The organism is Actinophytocola sp. NPDC049390, from assembly GCF_044466355.1.
Classification (GTDB): Bacteria; Actinomycetota; Actinomycetes; order Mycobacteriales; family Pseudonocardiaceae; genus Actinophytocola.
In genome coordinates, this window is record NZ_JBITMQ010000029.1 from 1 (window position 1) to 16,012 (window position 16,012).

The window sequence follows — 16,012 nt, forward strand, 5'->3', positions numbered from 1 at the left end:
CATCGATCTTGGTCGACGCTGTTCTAGCAGGAACCCCGTTGCCTATCTCAGCCGCCTTGACAACCCACCCACCGCCCTAACTGAACGGCATTGGAACTAGTCCTTCTTGCGTAGTGCCGCCAGCTGTTCGGCGAACGGCACGAACGTCTCCTTGACGGGGGCGGGTGCGCGCACCATCAGCTCGGCCAGTTCCTCGGCCGCGCGGTCGATGCGCTGCGCCAGGTCGTGGCCCGCCCAGTCCTCCGACGCGGCGTACACGGCCGTCGGCACGACCACCGCGTGCAGGTAGGCGAACATCGGGCGCATGGCGTGCTCCAGCGCGAGCGAGTGCCGCGCGGTGCCGCCGGTCGCCGCGATCAGCACCGGTTTGCCGGTCAGCGCCTCGTTGTCGACCAGGTCGAAGAACGACTTGAACAGCCCGCTGTAGGAGGCGGTGAAGATCGGCGTCGCGACCACCAGGCCGTCCGCCTCCTCGACCGCCTTCAACGCGTCCGCCAACGGGGGTGCCGGGAACCCGGTGACCAGGTTGTTCGCGATGTCCACCGCGAAGTCCCGCAGCTCGACCACCCGGGTGTCGACGTCGGCGTGCGCGGCGACGGCCGTCGCCAGCCGGTCGGCGAGCAGCCTCGTCGACGACGGCTGGGTCAGACCCGCGGAAACCACGACGAGCTTCATGCCTCCACCTTCTCCTGCGAAGCGGCCTCGACCTGCGAGGCGTGCGTCGGCGCCTCCGCGACACCGGGGGCGCGCCGCGACTCGAACTCCTTGCGCAGCACCGGAACGATCTCACCCAGGTGGTCGAGCTGCTCCAGCACCGTCTTCAGCGGCAGGCCAGCATGGTCCATCAGGAACAGTTGGCGCTGGTAGTCGCCGAAGTGTTCGCGGAACGTCAGCGTCCGGTCGATCACCTGCTGCGGCGACCCGACGGTCAGCGGTGTCTGCGCCATGAAGTCCTCCAGCGACGGCCCGTGCCCGTACACCGGCGCGTTGTCGAAGTACGGCCGGAACTCGTTCACCGCGTCCTGGGAGTTCTTCCGCATGAACACCTGCCCGCCCAGGCCGACGACCGCCTGCTCGGGCGTGCCGTGGCCGTAGTGCGCGAACCGCTCCCGGTACAGGCTGATCAGCCGCTGGAAGTGGTAGGTCGGCCAGAAGATGTGGTTGGCGAAGAAGCCGTCGCCGTAGTAGGCGGCCTGCTCCGCGATCTCCGGGCTGCGGATCGAGCCGTGCCACACGAACGGGGGAACACCGTCGAGTGGCCGCGGCGTGGACGTGAAGCCCTGCAGCGGGGTGCGGAACCGGCCCTCCCAGTCGACGACGTCCTTGCGCCACAGTTCGTGCAGCAGCGCGTAGTTCTCGATGGCGAGCGGGATGCCCTGGCGGATGTCCTGGCCGAACCACGGATACACGGGTCCGGTGTTGCCGCGGCCCATCATCACGTCGACGCGCCCGTTCGCCAGGTGCTGCAGCATCGCGAAGTCCTCGGCGATCTTCACCGGGTCGTTCGTGGTGATCAGCGTGGTCGACGTGGACAGGATCAGCTTCTCGGTCCTGGCCGCGACGTAGCCGAGCATGGTCGTCGGTGAGGACGGCACGAACGGCGGGTTGTGGTGCTCGCCGGTCGCGAACACGTCCAGCCCGACCTCTTCGGCCTTGAGCGCGATCGTGACCATGGCCTTGATCCGCTCGTGCTCACTCGGCGTCACGCCGGTGGTCGGGTCCGTGGTGACGTCCCCGACGGAGAAGATCCCGAACTGCATCACGCTCACCCCTCTGGTAGTTGCGAGTTCAACTACTCCTGTGAACCGTACTGGACGTGCGGGTATTCCCGCGAGCGAGATGGGCGCCCGTGAAGCAGATCGTGAGCCAGAGAACACCGATCAACCAGCCCGCGAGCACGTCCGACGGCCAGTGCACGCCCAGGTAGACACGGCTGACCCCGACCACGACGACCAGGAACGTGCCGACCGCGGTCAGGGCGGTCCTGCGCACCGCACCGGGCCGCTCACGCACGGCCAGCACCGTGAGCAACCCGAATACCACCATCGAGTTGAGACTGTGGCCGGACGGGTAGGACCAGCTGCTGACGAACACCACGTGGTCGGTCAGTGCCGGTCGCGGCCGCTCGACGATCGCCTTGAGGACCGGCCCGAGCGCGAGCCCGCCCGCGGACCCGAGCACGACCAGCAGCGAGTCGGCCTTCCTGTCCTTCCACACCAGCCACGCGCCCGTGAACAGCACGATGACGATCAGCGACGGCGTGCTGCCGAACCGGCTCGCGTTCACCATGACCTCGGTCCAGAACCCGCCGCGGTGGTCGATCACCCAGTCGCGGAACGGTCCGTCCAGCTCGGCGAGCGCCCGGTGGTGCACGACGGCCTCGGTCAGCACGATCGCGGCGAGCCCCAGCACGACCACGGCCACGGCCTGCCTTGATCGGGTCATGTCCCCAACGTAAAGGGCACCTGACCGGTTGGCCGATCGGCCACCGGTGGGTCGGCCGATCGGCCGGTGCGCCTCGACCGGTCCTGGCCATCTGCCCGACGTGCGCGACCGCCCACCTCCGCGAAGGTTTCTCCCCGCAGGTACCGACGAGAAGGGGTCGACATGACATCGCTGTTGTCCGGGCGGGGGTTGGTGAAGCGGTACGGGTCCGCGTACGCGCTCGCCGGGGTGGACATCGACATCGCCGCGGGGGAGGCCATCGCGATCGTGGGGCCGTCGGGGTCGGGCAAGACCTCGCTGCTGCACGTGCTGGCCGGCATCCTCAAGGCGGACGAGGGTGCGATCACCCTGGGCGGACAGCGGATCGACCAGCTGTCGGAGACCAGGCGCAGCGAGCTGCGGCGCACCGAGTTCGGCTTCGTGTTCCAGTCGGGGATGCTGGTCGCCGAGCTGACCGCCGAGGAGAACGTGGCGCTGCCGCTGCTGCTCGGCGGCCGCGACCGCGGCATGGCGATCTCCACGGCGCGCACGTGGCTCGACCGGCTCGGGCTGACGGGCAAGGAGACCCGCCGCCCCGGCGAGCTGTCCGGCGGCGAGGCCCAGCGGGTCGCGATCGCGCGGGCACTCGCGCACCGGCCCAAGGTGATCTTCGCCGACGAACCGACCGGCGCCCTGGACACCAGGACCGGTCACGCGACGATCAGCGCGCTCGTGGACGCCGCGCAGGAGACCGGCGCCGCGGTGATCGTGGTGACCCACGACCGGGAGATCGCCGCGATGATGCCGCGCACCGTCGCCATCCGCGACGGCCGTATCGAGCAGCCGGTGGCTGCCCAATGAGTCCGTTCCAGCTGGCGCTGCGTGTGCTGCGGGTCGACCGCCGCACCCAGGTGTCCACCGTGCTGACCACACTGGGGGTCGCGGTGGCCACCGGGCTGGTGCTGCTGTTGACGAGCCTTCCGTACGCGACGCAGGCGCGCGCGGAACGCACGCTGTGGCAGCACCCGATGGGCTTCGCCGACCCGGGGACGGGCGTGCTCGGCTACGCGTCGAGTGAGGACCAGGTCGACGGGCAGGTCATCACGCGGGTCGACGTGGCGCCGCTCGTCGACGAGGCGGACATCGCGCTGCCACCGGGCATCGACCGGCTCCCGGCGCCCGGCGAGATGCTGCAGTCGCCGGAGCTGGCGGCCCTGTCCTCGGCCAAGCCGCCCGCGGAGCTGTCGGACCGCTTCGGCGCGGAACCCGCCGGGCTGCTCGGCGAGGACGCGCTGATGTTCCCCGAGCAGTTGGTGGTGCTCGTCGGGCACACGCCGGAGACGATGCCCGCGATGTCCTCGGAGCTGACCACGCTGGCCTCGGGGGAGGCCCGGGCGGACGGGCTGCTGTCGCTGCTCGCCGGCGTCGGTGTGGTCGTGCTGCTGGTGCCGAGCCTGGTGCTGGTGGCGTCCGCGTCCCGGCTCACGGCGGCGCGGCGGGAACGTCGCCTGGCCGCGCTGCGGCTGGCGGGCGCGACCCCCGCACAGGTCACGGCGATGGTCGCGGCGGAGACGGGGCTCGCCGCGGTGGCCGGTGCGGTCGTCGGGGTGGCGATCAGCCCGGTGCTGCACTCGCTGGCGACCTGGGTGCCGTGGGGCGGCGGCACCTGGTTCGCGAGCGACTTCATGCTGCCGTGGCCGATCGTGCTGCTGGTGGCGATCGCCGTCCCGGTCCTGGTCGTGGGCGCCGCCGTCGCGGGTCTGCGGCGCGTGGTGAACACGCCGCTCATGGCGACCGGCGGGCACACCCGCAAACCGCTCAGCAAGACACGGCTGCTGGTGGTGCCGGTCGCGGGACTGCTGTTCATCCTGTCGCTGTCGATGGCACAGGAAGCCGGAGCGGGTGCGCTGCTGCCGATCCTCCTGACGCTGGGGCTGCTGATGTGGTCGCCGACCGTCGTGGGACCGTGGGTGACCTCGGCGCTCGGCGGCGTGTTCACGAAGGCGTGGCGCAGGCCGTCCGCGCTGCTGGCCGGGCGACGCCTGCAGGACGACCCGAAGGCGGCGTACCGCGCGTCGGCCGGTGTGGTGCTCGCGGTGTTCGCCGGGTCGATGGCGTTGACACTGATGCCGAGCCTCGAGTCGGAGGCCGGGTACTACAGCCCGTACAAGGACTCCGTCCTGTACCTCAGCACAGACGCCGAGCACGCGCCCACTGTCGTGGCGGCGGCCGACGAGGGCCTCGAACGGTACGGTCTCGCGGCACGCGCGGCGGCGGTCGGCCAGCTCAACGTGCGGCAGGGCGAGGACTACCTGCAGGCGTACGTGCTGTCCTGTGCCGAAGCCCAGGTGCTGTTGCCGAACGTGTCGGTCGACTGCCGGTCCGAACCGGCCGTGTACGCGCCGTCGGACGCGCGGCTCGACGCGGTGACGTGGTCGGACAGCTCGTCGGCCGAGGAGCGCACACCGCTGGACGTCACCCCGGTCGCTGCGTCGACGGACGTCGTGCTGATCGACCCGGCCCTGCTGCCCGAGGGCGTCGAGCCGACCGGCGTCGACGTCGCCGTGCCCGCGGACGACAAGTCCCGGGAGGCCGCGCGGACCGCGCTGATGGCGGCGTCGGGTGGCGCGCAGGTGATCAGCAAGGAGATGAAGCTCGGCGAGCAGAACCAGGAGCTGGCGGACCTGCGCCGGGTGACGGTGATCGGTCTGGTGACCGCGTCGGTGCTCGGCGGGCTCAGCGCCGCGATCGCGACCGCGGGTTCGGTGATGGACCGCAGGCGCACGTTCGGCGCGCTGATGGCGGCGGGCACGCCGGTGCACACGCTGGCACGGGCCTTGCGTGCGGAGGCGGCGTTGCCGGCACTGGTGGCGACCGTCGGCGCGGGCGCGCTGGGGACGGCCGTCGGGGTCGGGTTGTTCGGGTTGGTGTCGCACAGCGCGCCGGTGTTCAGCGCGTGGCTCGCCGCCCCGATCGTGCTCGGCGCCCTGGTCGCGTTGCTGGCGGCGTCGGTGTGCTCGCCCGCGCTGAAGCGGGTGCGTGCGGAGCCGCTCGCGGAGGAGTGAGACCCCGGGGAGCGCCGGCCTTCCCCTCGGGTCGGCGCTCCCCGGCTCGGGGTGCCGGGTGGCCGTCGGGGGCCGGTTCGTCGGGGGACGGGCCGGGGAAGGTGAGGCCCGGTTCGCGTTCGGGGCGCGGACCGGGCCTCACCGCGTGCCGCGAAAGGCGCGTTGGCGGCGTTGAGTGCTGCGAAAGCGCCTTTCACAGCACCGGGGGATGCCGCCGACGCGTCTTTCGCGGCGGTGAGGAGGTCGGGGGCGGGCCGGGAGGGCTGCTCGCGATCAGCGGCGCGATGGTGGGGTCCGGATGGGCGTGCCCGGTCCGCTGTGGCGGCGGGCCGGGCGCCCGTTGTCGTTACGTCGTCCGCGTGGTCAGCGGCGCTGACGGTCCGCCAGCTCGGCCTGCATGCGGACCAGGATGGCGTGCGCGTCGACCACCTCGCCCGCCAGCAGCAGGTCGGCGGCCAGGCGCACGCCGTCGCACTGCGGGCGGATGCGGCAGCTGTCGCCCAGGGCAGCGGTGCGGGCGAGAGCGGTGCGGAGGTCGTCGGCGAGGCCGGTGGAGTCGCCCGGCTGCGCGAGCCGGCCGAGCACCTTGTCCACCCCCGCGAGCAGATCGTGTCCGGCGCGCGGCCGGATGTCCGGGGTGGCCTGCACCACCCGCGGACCGGGAATCGGTCTCGTGGCGGTCATTGCTGCGGCCTCGATGGCCATGCGGTCCTCCTCGTCGTTGAGGTTTGCCCACCGATTCCCTCGGCAGGTCTGGGCGAAACCTGAAGACATTCCAACGGGTGAACACCATGTTGCGTCGCTGTCCGCGAACGGGACGCGACATCTCGCGTGATCATCATCATGGATGGTGTCTCATGGGGTGGACGCGATGGTCGGATGGTGGGCACGATGCATACGGTTGCTCCGGTCGGGTGACACGCGGAAAGGGACGTGCGCATGAGGGCGCGATTGGGGATCTTGCTACTGGCCGCCGGAGCGCTGGCAACCGGGTGCAACGCGGCGGCGAACTCGCCGGGGGCATCGGAGGGTGACGGACCGTCGCTTGTCCTCGTGACCCCCAACCCGGTGGGTGTCAACGACTTCCTCAAACTCGCGGTCACCGGCATCGAGGACGCCGCGAGCGAGCACAAGGGCAGCCAGAAGGTCTACCAGAGCACCGACCCGGCCTCGATCCAGCAGAACGTGGCGGCCGCGGTCCGCGACAAGCCCGACGTGATCGTCGCCGTCGGCTTCAACTTCGCCGACGTGCTCGCCCAGCAGGCCGAGCAGAACCCCGACCAGCAGTTCCTGTTCGTCGACTCCTGCACGGAGAAGCCGTACCCGAACGTCACCTGCGCGGTGTTCCGCGAGTACGAGGGCGTCTTCCTCGCGGGCGCCGAGGCTGGGCTGCTCACCAGGTCGGGCAAGGTCGGCGCGGTCGTGGCCGTCGACGCGCCCCAGTTCCACCGCTACTCGGAGCCGTTCGGGCTCGGCGCGCGGAGGACCAGGCCGGACGCGGCGCTCTCGCCGCTGTTCATCGGTGGCGCCAACCCGTTCAACGACCCGGGCCGCGCCAAGCAGCTGACCGCGACGCTCGCAGGCCAGGGCGTGGACCACGTGATGGGCGCGGCGTCCGCGTCCGGCAACCTCGGTGTGTTCGAGGCCGCCAAGGAGGCGGGGATCTTCGCGTTCGGTGTGGACGCCAACCAGTGCCCGGCCGAGCCCGGCGTGGTGGTCGACAACGTGATCAAGCGCACCGATGTGGTGATCACCGACGGGGTGACGGCCATCCTCGACGGCAAGCGCGGCGAGACCCGCTCGTACGGCGTCAAGGAAGAGGGCATCTCACTCACCGGTCTCCAGCCGGACGTCGCGCAGTCGCAGTGCGTCATCGCGGATCACCCGGACGTGCTCACCCAGGTCGGCAAGCTGCGTGACGAGATCACCGCGGGCACCCTCACGATCGATGACCCCGCAGCGGCCTGACGCACCGGCGGTCTCCCTGCGGGGGATCGTCAAGCGCTACCCCGGCGTCCTCGCCAACGACCACGTCGACCTCTCCGTCGCACCCGGCGAGATCCACGCGCTCATGGGCGAGAACGGCGCGGGCAAGTCGACGCTCATGTCCATCCTGTATGGACTGTCCAGGCCCGACGAGGGGACGGTCGAGCTCGACGGCCTGCCGGTGTCGTTCTCCTCCGCCGCGGCGGCCATCGACGCCGGGGTCGGCATGGTGCAGCAGGGGTTCGCCCTGTTCGACACGCTGACGGTGACCGACAACGTGGTGTTCGGCGCCGAGCCCACCCGGTTCGGGCTGCTCGACCGGCGCACCGCGCGGGCCGCGGTCGCGGAGCTGATCGAGCGGCACGGCCTGCGGCTGCGGCCCGGCGACAAGGTCGGTGACCTGCCGGTCGGGGTGAAGCAGCAGGTGGAGATCCTGAAGCTGCTGTACCGCAGGGCGCGGGTGCTGATCCTCGACGAGCCGACCGCGGTGCTGACGCCCGCGGAGACGGACCGGCTGTTCGACGTGCTGCGCGGGCTCGCCGCCGACGGGCACACGATCCTGTTCGTGTCCCACAAGCTGCACGAGGTCCTCGCGTTGAGTGACAACGTCACCGTGCTGCGCGACGGCCGCGTCACCCTTCGAGCGAAGACCGCGGACACGGACCGTGCCGCCCTGGCCGCCGCCATGACCGGCCGGGACGTGGAACTGGACAAGATCTATCCGGCGGGGTCGCCCGGCGAGGTCGTCCTGTCGGTGCGGGGGCTCATCGTCGCGGGCCACGGCAAACCCGCCCTCGACGCCGTGTCGCTGGACGTCAGGGCGGGCGAGGTGGTGGGCGTCGCGGGTGTCGCGGGCAACGGGCAGACCGAGCTGATCGCCGCCATCGCCGGCCTGCGCACCCCCGACGCGGGCACGGTCACCGTGCGCGGCAAGGACATCATCCGCCTGTCGGTGCGGGAGCGGCGTGCGGCCGGGCTCGCGCACATCCCCGAGGACCGCGCGCACACCGGCAGCGCACCGGGCGCGAAGCTCGGCGACAACCTCGCGACCGGGTTCCAGCGGCGGCTCGCGCGGCGCGGCTGGCTGCGGCCCGCGCGGCGCCGGGACCACGCACGCGGGATCGTCGAGCGGTTCGGGGTGCGCGCGGCGAACCAGGACGTGCCGATGCGCACGCTGTCCGGCGGCAACCAGCAGAAGGCGATCCTCGGCCGCGAGCTGACCCACGACGCACCGGTGCTGCTGGTCGAGCAACCGACCCGCGGCGTGGACATCGGCGCGATCGTCAACATCCACCAGCAGCTGATCTCCTACCGCGACGCCGGGCACGCGGTGCTGCTCGTGTCGGCCGAGCTGTCGGAGATCCGCGCGCTCGCCGACCGCGTGCTGGTGATGTACGAGGGCCGGGTGGTCGCCGAACTGACCAAGGACGACGCGACGTACGAGGCGCTCGGTCTCGCGATGGCCGGGGGCGCGTCGTGAGGACCGTGGCCGTCACCCTGCTGGCCGCGCTGGTGCTCGGCGCGGTCCTGCTCGCCGCCACGGGCGCGAACCCGCTCGAGGCGTACCAGGCGATCGTCACCGGCGCGTTCGGCCCGGACGGCCTCGCCGACACGCTCGCCTACGCGGTGCCGGTCGTCGGTATGGCGACCGCGCTCGCGATCCCCTTGCGTGCCGGGATGGTCAACCTCGGCGGCGAGGGCCAGCTGGTGCTCGGTGCGATCAGCGCGATCACGGTGGGCCTGCACGTGCCCGGCCCGCTCGGGCTGGTGGCGGCGCTGGTCGCGGGTGCGCTGGCCGGTGCGCTGTACGCGTCGGTCGCCGCCGTGTGCGAGACCCGGATGGGCGTCCCCCTGCTGGTGACGACGCTGCTGCTCAGCTACCCGGCGATGTCGTTCGCCGCGTACCTGGTGCGGTTCCCGATGCGGGACGAGGGGTCGAGCCTGCCGCAGAGCGACCAGCTGCCCGCGGACGTGCGGTTCGCGGAGCTGGCGCCCAGCCTGTGCCTGATCGTCGCGGCGGTGGTGGTGTACGCGGTGGTGGACGCCAGGACGCCCGCCGGGTTCGAGACGCGGGTGACGGGGTGGGGGCCTCGGTTCGCGCAGTACGCGGGGATCGACCGGCCCGCGCTGACGGTCAAGCTGCTGGCCTGCTCGGGTGGGCTCGCCGGGCTGGTGGGGGCGGTGGTCGTGCTGGGCTTCCCGCACCGGTTCATCGACGGTGCGCTGATCACGCCGCAGTACACGTGGATCGGGCTGCTGGCGGCGTTGCTGGCGGCGGCGAACCCGCTGGGAACGTTGGTGGCCGCGGTGTTCTTCGCCGCGCTGACCAGCGGCGGCTTCGCGATGGAACGCGTGACCCAGGTACCACGCGAACTGACGGCGGTGCTCCAGGCGGTGCTGATCATCTTCCTGGCCGCGGCGACGGGCCTGCTGCGCAAGAGGAGGAACCCGGCATGACTGTGGACAACTCCGCCCGCGCGGCCCGGAACTGTCGGTCCTCCGCGGTAGCGTGGATGTCGGGGGTCCCCTGGGGGTGCGAGTGGGACTTTCGTTCGGGGTGTGCCCGTGTGGGTGTGGATGGCGTGTTGTGTGGCGCGGGGGATTGTCGGTTCGCGTCGGTAGCGTGGATGTCGGGGGCCCCCTGGGGGTGCGAGTGGGACTTTCGTTCGGGGTGTGCCCGTGTGGGTGTGGATGGCGTGTTGTGTGGCGCGGGGGATTGTCGGTCCGCGTCGGTAGCGTGGATGTCGGGGGCCCCCTCGGCGAGCGAGTGGGACTTTCGTTCCGGATGTGCCCGTGTGGGTGTGGGCGATCTGCCGCGAGGTGAGCGGAACTGTCGGTGTCTGCCGGTAGCGTGGAAATCGGGGGGCCCCGGGCTGCGTGAATGGGACTCTCGCTCGGGTTCGGGGGCTCGTCGTGGTTGACGCCGCTCTCTTCTCCTCCGCGCTCGGGGCGCTCACGCCCATCCTCTTCGCCGCGCTGGCCGGGGCGCTCTGCCAGCGGGCCGGGGTCTTCAACATCTCCCTCGAAGGCACCATGCTCGTCGGCGCGTTCGCCGGGGTCGCGGGCAGTTGGTACACCGGCAGCGTGTGGCTCGGCGTGCTGATCGCCGTCGTCGCCGGGACCGCCTACTCCCTGGTCCTCGCCGTCGGGCACGTCACCCTCGGCGGCGACGCGATCGTTCTCGGGGTCGCGATCAACCTGCTCGCCGTCGGGCTCACGTCGTTCCTCATCCGCACCGTCTTCGGCACCCGCGGCACCTTCAGCGACCCGGCACTGCAGGGGCTCGACGCGATCCACATCCCCCTCGTGCGGGACATCCCGTTCGTCGGGCGTGTCCTCTCCGGGCACTCCGTGCTGGTCTACCTGTCGTGGCTCGCCGTCGTCGCGTTGGCGGTACTGCTGTACCGGCACCTGTGGGGGCTGCGCCTGCGCGGCATCGGCGAGCGTCCGGACGCCGCCGCCAGCCTCGGGGTCAGCGTCACCCGCTACCGGTACGGCGTGATCCTCGCCGGCGGCGCGCTCTGCGGCCTCGCCGGCGCACAGCTCGCGCTCGGCAACGTCACCCTCTTCTCCGAGAACATGACCGCGGGCCGCGGCTGGATCGCCGTCGTCGCGGTCATGCTCGGCCGCGCGCTGCCGTACGGGGTGCTCGCCGCCGCCGTCCTCTTCGGACTCGCCGAGGCCTTCGGCTTCCGGCTCCAGGGCATCGGGCTGCCACAGCAGGCCACCGACGCCGCCCCGTACGTCGTCACCCTCCTGGCGCTGTTCGTCTCCAGCGCCCGGATCCGCAGAACCAGGGAGAGCACATGACCGGGCCGACAACGCTGCCCATCACCAAGATCCCGCGCGCCGGGCTGCCCGGCCTCGCGCTCGTGGTCGGCGACCCCGCCCGCGCCACCGCCGTCGCGGGGTTGCTCACCGACGCGAACCTGATCGGTGAGAACCGGGAGTACCGCAGCTACCAGGGACTCTGGCAGGGCACGCCGGTCGTGGTGTCCTCGCACGGGGTCGGCGGGCCGGGCGCGCTCTGCCAGTTCCAGGAACTGGCGGAGGCCGGGGTGCACACGTTCCTCCGCTTCGGCACCGCCGGCGCGCTGCGTGCCGACATCGTGGACGGCGACCTGGTCATCGCCGAGGCCGCGGTCCGCGACGACGGGGTCACCCAGCAGCTCGTGCACCCCGAGTACCCGTCGTTCGCCACCGCGGAGGCGGTGCTCGCGCTGACCGCCGCCGCACGCGCCCACGAAGCGCGGGCGCACCGCGGTGTCGTGTGGACCCGGGCCGCGTTCAGCCCGCTGGTGCGTGAGCTGCCGATGCGCGACTACCTCGCCGCCGGCGTGATCGCCATCGAGATGGAGCTGGCCACCCTGCTCGTCTTCGCCGCGCTGAAGGGGCTGCGTGCCGGTGGGGTGCTGGTCATCGACGGCAACGCTACCGTCGACAACACCGACCCGACCTCGTACGACCCGCACCGCCAGGTCGTCGTCGACGGGGTCGCGCGGGGCAGCGCGGTCGCACTGGACGCATTGGTGGCACTGGCATGAGGTGGCGGGAAGCAGCGGACAAACTGGTCGACACGCTCCGGTCCGACGCGGCCGAACGTGACCTCGCGGGCGAGGATCCGACGCGCGAGGTGACCCTCCTCAAGGAGTCCGGGCTCCTCACGCTCCTCATCCCCGCTGACCTCGGCGGCGCAGGGGAGAGCTGGCTCACCGCGAACACCGTCACCCGCATGGTGTCGGCCGCCGACCCGAACGTGGGGCATCTGCTCGGGTACCACTACCTGCAGTTGTGGCGTGGTGAGCTGTTCGAGCGGCCGGACCTGGTGACGCGGCTGCGGCGGGAAACCGTGGCGGGCAACCACTTCTGGGCCGGGGTGAGCAACCCGCTCGACGCCGCGCTCGAGCTGACGCCCGTCGACGGCGGTTTCCGGGTCAATGGCCGCAAGACGTTCGCGACCGGTGCCGCCGTCGCCGACCGGCTCGTCGTCAGCGCGACCCGCACGGACGACGACGAGAAGCTCACGTTCGTGCTCGACGCGCGGGCCGACGGCCTCCGCTATCTCGGCGACTGGGACAACATCGGCCAGCGGCTCACCGCGAGCGGCGGTGTCGAGTTCACCGACGTGTTCCTGCCGGAACGCGACGTGCTCGGCCCGCAGCCGGAGAACCAGTCGCCGCGCCTGTCGCTCGCCGCGATCGGGTTCCAGCTGTTCCTCACCCAGATCTACGTGGGCATCGCGGAGGGCGCGCTGATCGAGGCCGCCGACTACACGCGGCACCGCGGCCGCCCGTGGTTCCTGTCCGGGGTGGACAGCGCGGTCGCGGACCCGCACATCCTCGCGGGGTACGGCGAACTGGTCGCGCAGGTGCGTGCCGCGGGCGCACTGACCGACGACGCGGCCCGCGCCCTCGGCGCGGCGTTCGACCGCGGGACCGAGCTGACCGACGAGGAACGCGGCGAGGCGGCCGTGACCGTCTCCGCCGCCAAGATCGTGGCGACCAGAGTGGTCAACGAGGCCACGTCGAAGGTGTTCGAGTTCGTCGGCGCCCGGGGCACGGCCAGCAAGTACGCGTTCGACCGCTTCTGGCGCAACGCCCGCACGCTCACCCTGCACGACCCGGTGGTCTACAAGGCACGCGAGGTCGGCGAACACTTCCTGACCGGCGAGTTCCCGCCGTTCACGGGGTACACATGAGCACCCCGGTCCTCGCCGACAGCGTCCGGCTCACCGACGACGGCGTCGAGATCCTCGACCGGCGCGTGTTCCCCGAACAGCGGGTGTGGGTGCACTGCGGCGGCGTCGAGGACGTCGCGAAGGCCATCGAGGACATGGTCACCCAGTCGTCCGGCCCGTACTTCGCCGCGCTGTGGGCGATGGTGCTCGCGGCACGCGAGGCCGCCCACCTCGAACCGGCGGCGGCCCGCGCCCACCTCGACGCCGCCGGGGAGCGGCTGATCGCCACTCGCCGCACCAACAACCACCTGCGCAAGGCGGTGGCCGCCGCGCTGTCCGACGTGGACGGACAAGCCGGGGAGGAGCTCGTCGCGACCGTGCTCGCCGGGGCGCGCGCCGGGGACGAGCGATACCGGTCCCGCAGCGCGGCGCTCGGACGCCATACAGCTGACCTGCTTCCCGACGGCGCGACCGTGCTCACGCACTGCTGGGCCGACCTGTACCTGGTCGAACTGGTGCGGGCGGCGGCGGACAAGAACGTGTCATACATCTGTACCGAAACCCGCCCGTACCGGCAGGGCGCCCGGCTCACCGCGGAGACACTGGCGGAGATGGGCGTCGACACCACTCTGATCACCGACGGCATGGGTGCCGCGGTCCTTGCCGAGGGCACGGTGGACGCGCTCGTCACTGCCGCCGACCGGGTCACCATGGACGGTCACGTGATCAACAAGATCGGCACGCTCGGGCTCGCGGTCGCCGCGGCCGCGTTCGACGTGCCGTTCCACGCGATGGTGCAGGCACCCGACCGGCTCGCGCCCACCGCCGCCGACGTCCCCATCGAGTACCGCGACGGCAGGGAGATCGTGGACCGGCCCGGCATCCGCGGCCACTACCCGGCCTTCGATATCACCCCGCCGCGGTTCGTCACGACCGTCGTCACCGACCGAGGTCCCTTCGACCCGCGCCGGCTCGCCGGCTACTACCAGGAGGTTCCGTGAACGCCGACTGGGTCGTGCTCGACATCGAGGGCACGCTCACCGCGACCAGCCAGGTGCACGTCGTGCTGTACGACTACGCGCGGCCGAGGTTGGGGTCGTGGATCGACGCGCACGGCGACGACCCGGTGGTCGCGGACGCCGTCGAACAGGTCCGCAGGCTCGGCGGCCTCCCGGACGGCGCGAGCACGGACGAGGTCGTCGCGGTCCTGCACAGCTGGATGGACGCGGACCAGAAGATCGCGCCGCTCAAGACGTTGCAGGGCCTGATCTGGCAGAAGGGGTACGCGGACGGCGACCTCACCGCCGAGTTCTTCCCCGACGTGGCCCCCAGGCTGCGGCAGTGGCACGAGGACGGGCTCCGGCTCGCGGTGTTCTCGTCCGGCTCGGTCGCCGGGCAGGTCGCGTTCTTCTCCCGCACCACCGACGGCGACCTGACCGGGTTGTTCGAACAGCACTTCGACACCGTCAACGCGGGACCGAAGCGCGAGGAGCCGTCGTACCGGGCGATCGCCGCCGCACTGGACGCCGACCCCGCGCGGCTGGTGTTCTTCTCCGACGTGCCCGCGGAACTGCACGCCGCGGACGCCGCGGGCTGGCAGACCGTCGGCGTGGCCCGCGACGGCGAACCGTTCGGTGACGCCGACTTCGCACCGCACCGAACGATCCGGTCGCTCACCGAGGTCGAGGTGTCCCGGTGAGCGTGGGGCAGCGGCTCGCCGACGAGGCGGCCCGCTACGCGTCGATGGGCTGGATGCGCGGCACGTCCGGCAACCTGTCGGTGGTGCTTCAGCGCGACCCGCTGCGGCTCGCGGTCACGGCGAGCGGCTTGGACAAGGGTGAGCTGACCGAGTCCGACCACGTCGAGGTCGACGCGGACGGGCAGCCGGTCAGCGACGGCGTGCCGTCCGCGGAGGCCGGGTTGCACGCGCGGATCGCGGCGGTGTCGGGCGCGGGCGCGGTCGTGCACGTCCACGCGATGGCGCCGGTGCTCGCGGCGGAACGCTGGCCGGGCGGGGTGGAACTGTGCGACCTGGAGATGCTGAAGGGGTTCGGCCGCGCCGCGCACGACGACCTCGTCACCATCCCCGTGATCCGGAACGGCCAGGACATGCGGGTGCTGGGCGACGCGTTCGAACGCGGCTACCGCGCCGACACCCCGGCCCTGATCGTCGCCCGTCACGGCGTGTACGTGTGGGGCGACGACCTGCGGCAGGCCCGGCACCGCCTGGAGTGCCTCGAATGGCTGCTGCGGTTCATACTCGAATCGGGAAGGGACCCACGATGACACTGCTGACCGTGTGGGCCGGCGACGACCCGGACACCGTCCTGCTCAGGACCGAGGACGGCGCGACGATCGCCGACGAGCTCAAGGAACTGGGTGTGCGCTTCGAGCGCTGGCCGGTGGTCGAGGACCTCCCTGCCACCCCGACGTCCGACGAGGTGCTCGCCGCCTACCAGTCCCACGTCTCCCGGGTGGTGGAGAACGAGGGCTACATCCTGGTGGACGCGCTGCACATGACGCCGGAGGACACCGAGGAGTGGCGTGCGAAGGCGGCGGAGGCCCGCCAGAAGTTCCTGAACGAGCACACCCACGACGATGACGAGGACCGGTTCTTCGCCCGCGGCGCCGGCGTGTTCTACCTGCACATGCACGGCAAGGTGTACGCCGTCCTGTGCGAGGCCGGCGACCTGCTGAGCGTCCCGGCGAACACCACGCACTGGTTCGACATGGGCACCCGCCCGGACTACGTGGCCATCCGGTTCTTCCACGACGAGGACGGCTGGGTCGGCAACTTCACCGGCGCCCGCCTCGCGGACACGTTCCCGGACTTCGACACCCTGGCCGAGGGCCGCTGAGC

General features: G+C 71.7%; 16 protein-coding genes. 12 read left to right on the forward strand and 4 right to left on the reverse strand.

Annotation, left to right across the window (positions count from 1 at the left end; translation table 11 throughout):
* Positions 1-96: 96 nt before the first annotated feature.
* Genes ACIBVP_RS44130 through ACIBVP_RS44140 form a run of 3 tightly spaced genes read right to left on the reverse strand, consistent with a single transcriptional unit; the run spans position 97 to position 2,445 of the window.
* Positions 97-675 (reverse strand): FMN reductase, encoded by a 579-nt coding sequence (locus ACIBVP_RS44130; protein WP_396112548.1) that lies wholly within the window; start codon positions 673-675, stop codon positions 97-99.
* Entirely contained in the window at positions 672-1,760 is a 1,089-nt protein-coding gene (locus ACIBVP_RS44135; RefSeq protein WP_396112549.1) for an LLM class flavin-dependent oxidoreductase, read from the reverse strand. The genes ACIBVP_RS44130 and ACIBVP_RS44135 overlap by 4 nt, the downstream gene beginning before the upstream one ends.
* A gap of 28 nt (positions 1,761-1,788) precedes the next feature.
* Entirely contained in the window at positions 1,789-2,445 is a 657-nt protein-coding gene (locus ACIBVP_RS44140; protein ID WP_396112550.1) for a phosphatase PAP2 family protein, read from the reverse strand.
* Between the two features lie 162 nt (positions 2,446-2,607).
* Here ACIBVP_RS44140 and ACIBVP_RS44145 point away from each other — a divergent pair, with 162 nt between their 5' ends.
* Together ACIBVP_RS44145 and ACIBVP_RS44150 are read left to right on the forward strand one after the other, a co-directional pair.
* Positions 2,608-3,285 (forward strand): ABC transporter ATP-binding protein, encoded by a 678-nt coding sequence (locus ACIBVP_RS44145; RefSeq protein WP_396112551.1) that lies wholly within the window; start codon positions 2,608-2,610, stop codon positions 3,283-3,285.
* Positions 3,282-5,489: an FtsX-like permease family protein gene (locus ACIBVP_RS44150; protein WP_396112552.1), complete on the forward strand. Its 2,208-nt coding sequence runs from the start codon at positions 3,282-3,284 to the stop codon at positions 5,487-5,489. The genes ACIBVP_RS44145 and ACIBVP_RS44150 overlap by 4 nt, the downstream gene beginning before the upstream one ends.
* Positions 5,490-5,852: 363 nt before the next feature.
* On the opposite strand, the gene ACIBVP_RS44155 is transcribed toward ACIBVP_RS44150, so the two are convergent.
* Positions 5,853-6,194, reverse strand: a complete 342-nt coding sequence (locus tag ACIBVP_RS44155) for a hypothetical protein (RefSeq protein ID WP_396112553.1) — start codon at positions 6,192-6,194, stop codon at positions 5,853-5,855.
* A gap of 234 nt (positions 6,195-6,428) precedes the next feature.
* On the opposite strand from ACIBVP_RS44155, the gene ACIBVP_RS44160 reads away from it, so the two are divergent.
* The 10 genes from ACIBVP_RS44160 to ACIBVP_RS44205 all read left to right on the forward strand — a co-directional run bounded on the left by ACIBVP_RS44160 (position 6,429) and on the right by ACIBVP_RS44205 (position 16,010).
* On the forward strand, positions 6,429-7,457 hold the full coding sequence (locus tag ACIBVP_RS44160; protein WP_396112554.1) for a BMP family ABC transporter substrate-binding protein: 1,029 nt from the start codon (positions 6,429-6,431) through the stop codon (positions 7,455-7,457).
* Entirely contained in the window at positions 7,438-8,955 is a 1,518-nt protein-coding gene (locus ACIBVP_RS44165; protein WP_396112555.1) for an ABC transporter ATP-binding protein, read from the forward strand. The genes ACIBVP_RS44160 and ACIBVP_RS44165 overlap by 20 nt, the downstream gene beginning before the upstream one ends.
* The gene (locus ACIBVP_RS44170; protein WP_396112556.1) at positions 8,952-9,932 is read left to right on the forward strand and encodes an ABC transporter permease; all 981 of its coding nucleotides are present in this window, start codon (positions 8,952-8,954) and stop codon (positions 9,930-9,932) included. Before ACIBVP_RS44165 ends, ACIBVP_RS44170 begins: the two co-directional genes overlap by 4 nt.
* A 456-nt stretch (positions 9,933-10,388) precedes the next feature.
* Positions 10,389-11,285: an ABC transporter permease gene (locus tag ACIBVP_RS44175; protein WP_396112557.1), complete on the forward strand. Its 897-nt coding sequence runs from the start codon at positions 10,389-10,391 to the stop codon at positions 11,283-11,285.
* Positions 11,282-12,019, forward strand: a complete 738-nt coding sequence (locus ACIBVP_RS44180) for a purine-nucleoside phosphorylase (RefSeq protein ID WP_396112558.1) — start codon at positions 11,282-11,284, stop codon at positions 12,017-12,019. Before ACIBVP_RS44175 ends, ACIBVP_RS44180 begins: the two co-directional genes overlap by 4 nt.
* Complete coding sequence (locus ACIBVP_RS44185) at positions 12,016-13,173, forward strand: acyl-CoA dehydrogenase family protein (protein ID WP_396112559.1); 1,158 nt, start codon at positions 12,016-12,018, stop codon at positions 13,171-13,173. The genes ACIBVP_RS44180 and ACIBVP_RS44185 overlap by 4 nt, the downstream gene beginning before the upstream one ends.
* Positions 13,170-14,153, forward strand: a complete 984-nt coding sequence (locus ACIBVP_RS44190; protein WP_396112560.1) for a methylthioribose-1-phosphate isomerase — start codon at positions 13,170-13,172, stop codon at positions 14,151-14,153. The genes ACIBVP_RS44185 and ACIBVP_RS44190 overlap by 4 nt, the downstream gene beginning before the upstream one ends.
* Entirely contained in the window at positions 14,150-14,851 is a 702-nt protein-coding gene (mtnC, locus tag ACIBVP_RS44195; RefSeq protein ID WP_396112561.1) for an acireductone synthase, read from the forward strand. The genes ACIBVP_RS44190 and mtnC overlap by 4 nt, the downstream gene beginning before the upstream one ends.
* Positions 14,848-15,438 (forward strand): methylthioribulose 1-phosphate dehydratase, encoded by a 591-nt coding sequence (gene mtnB, locus ACIBVP_RS44200; protein ID WP_396112562.1) that lies wholly within the window; start codon positions 14,848-14,850, stop codon positions 15,436-15,438. Before mtnC ends, mtnB begins: the two co-directional genes overlap by 4 nt.
* Positions 15,435-16,010 carry a 1,2-dihydroxy-3-keto-5-methylthiopentene dioxygenase gene (locus ACIBVP_RS44205; RefSeq protein WP_396112563.1) on the forward strand — a complete coding sequence of 192 codons (576 nt, stop codon included), beginning with the start codon at positions 15,435-15,437 and terminating at the stop codon, positions 16,008-16,010. Before mtnB ends, ACIBVP_RS44205 begins: the two co-directional genes overlap by 4 nt.
* Positions 16,011-16,012 lie beyond the last annotated feature (2 nt).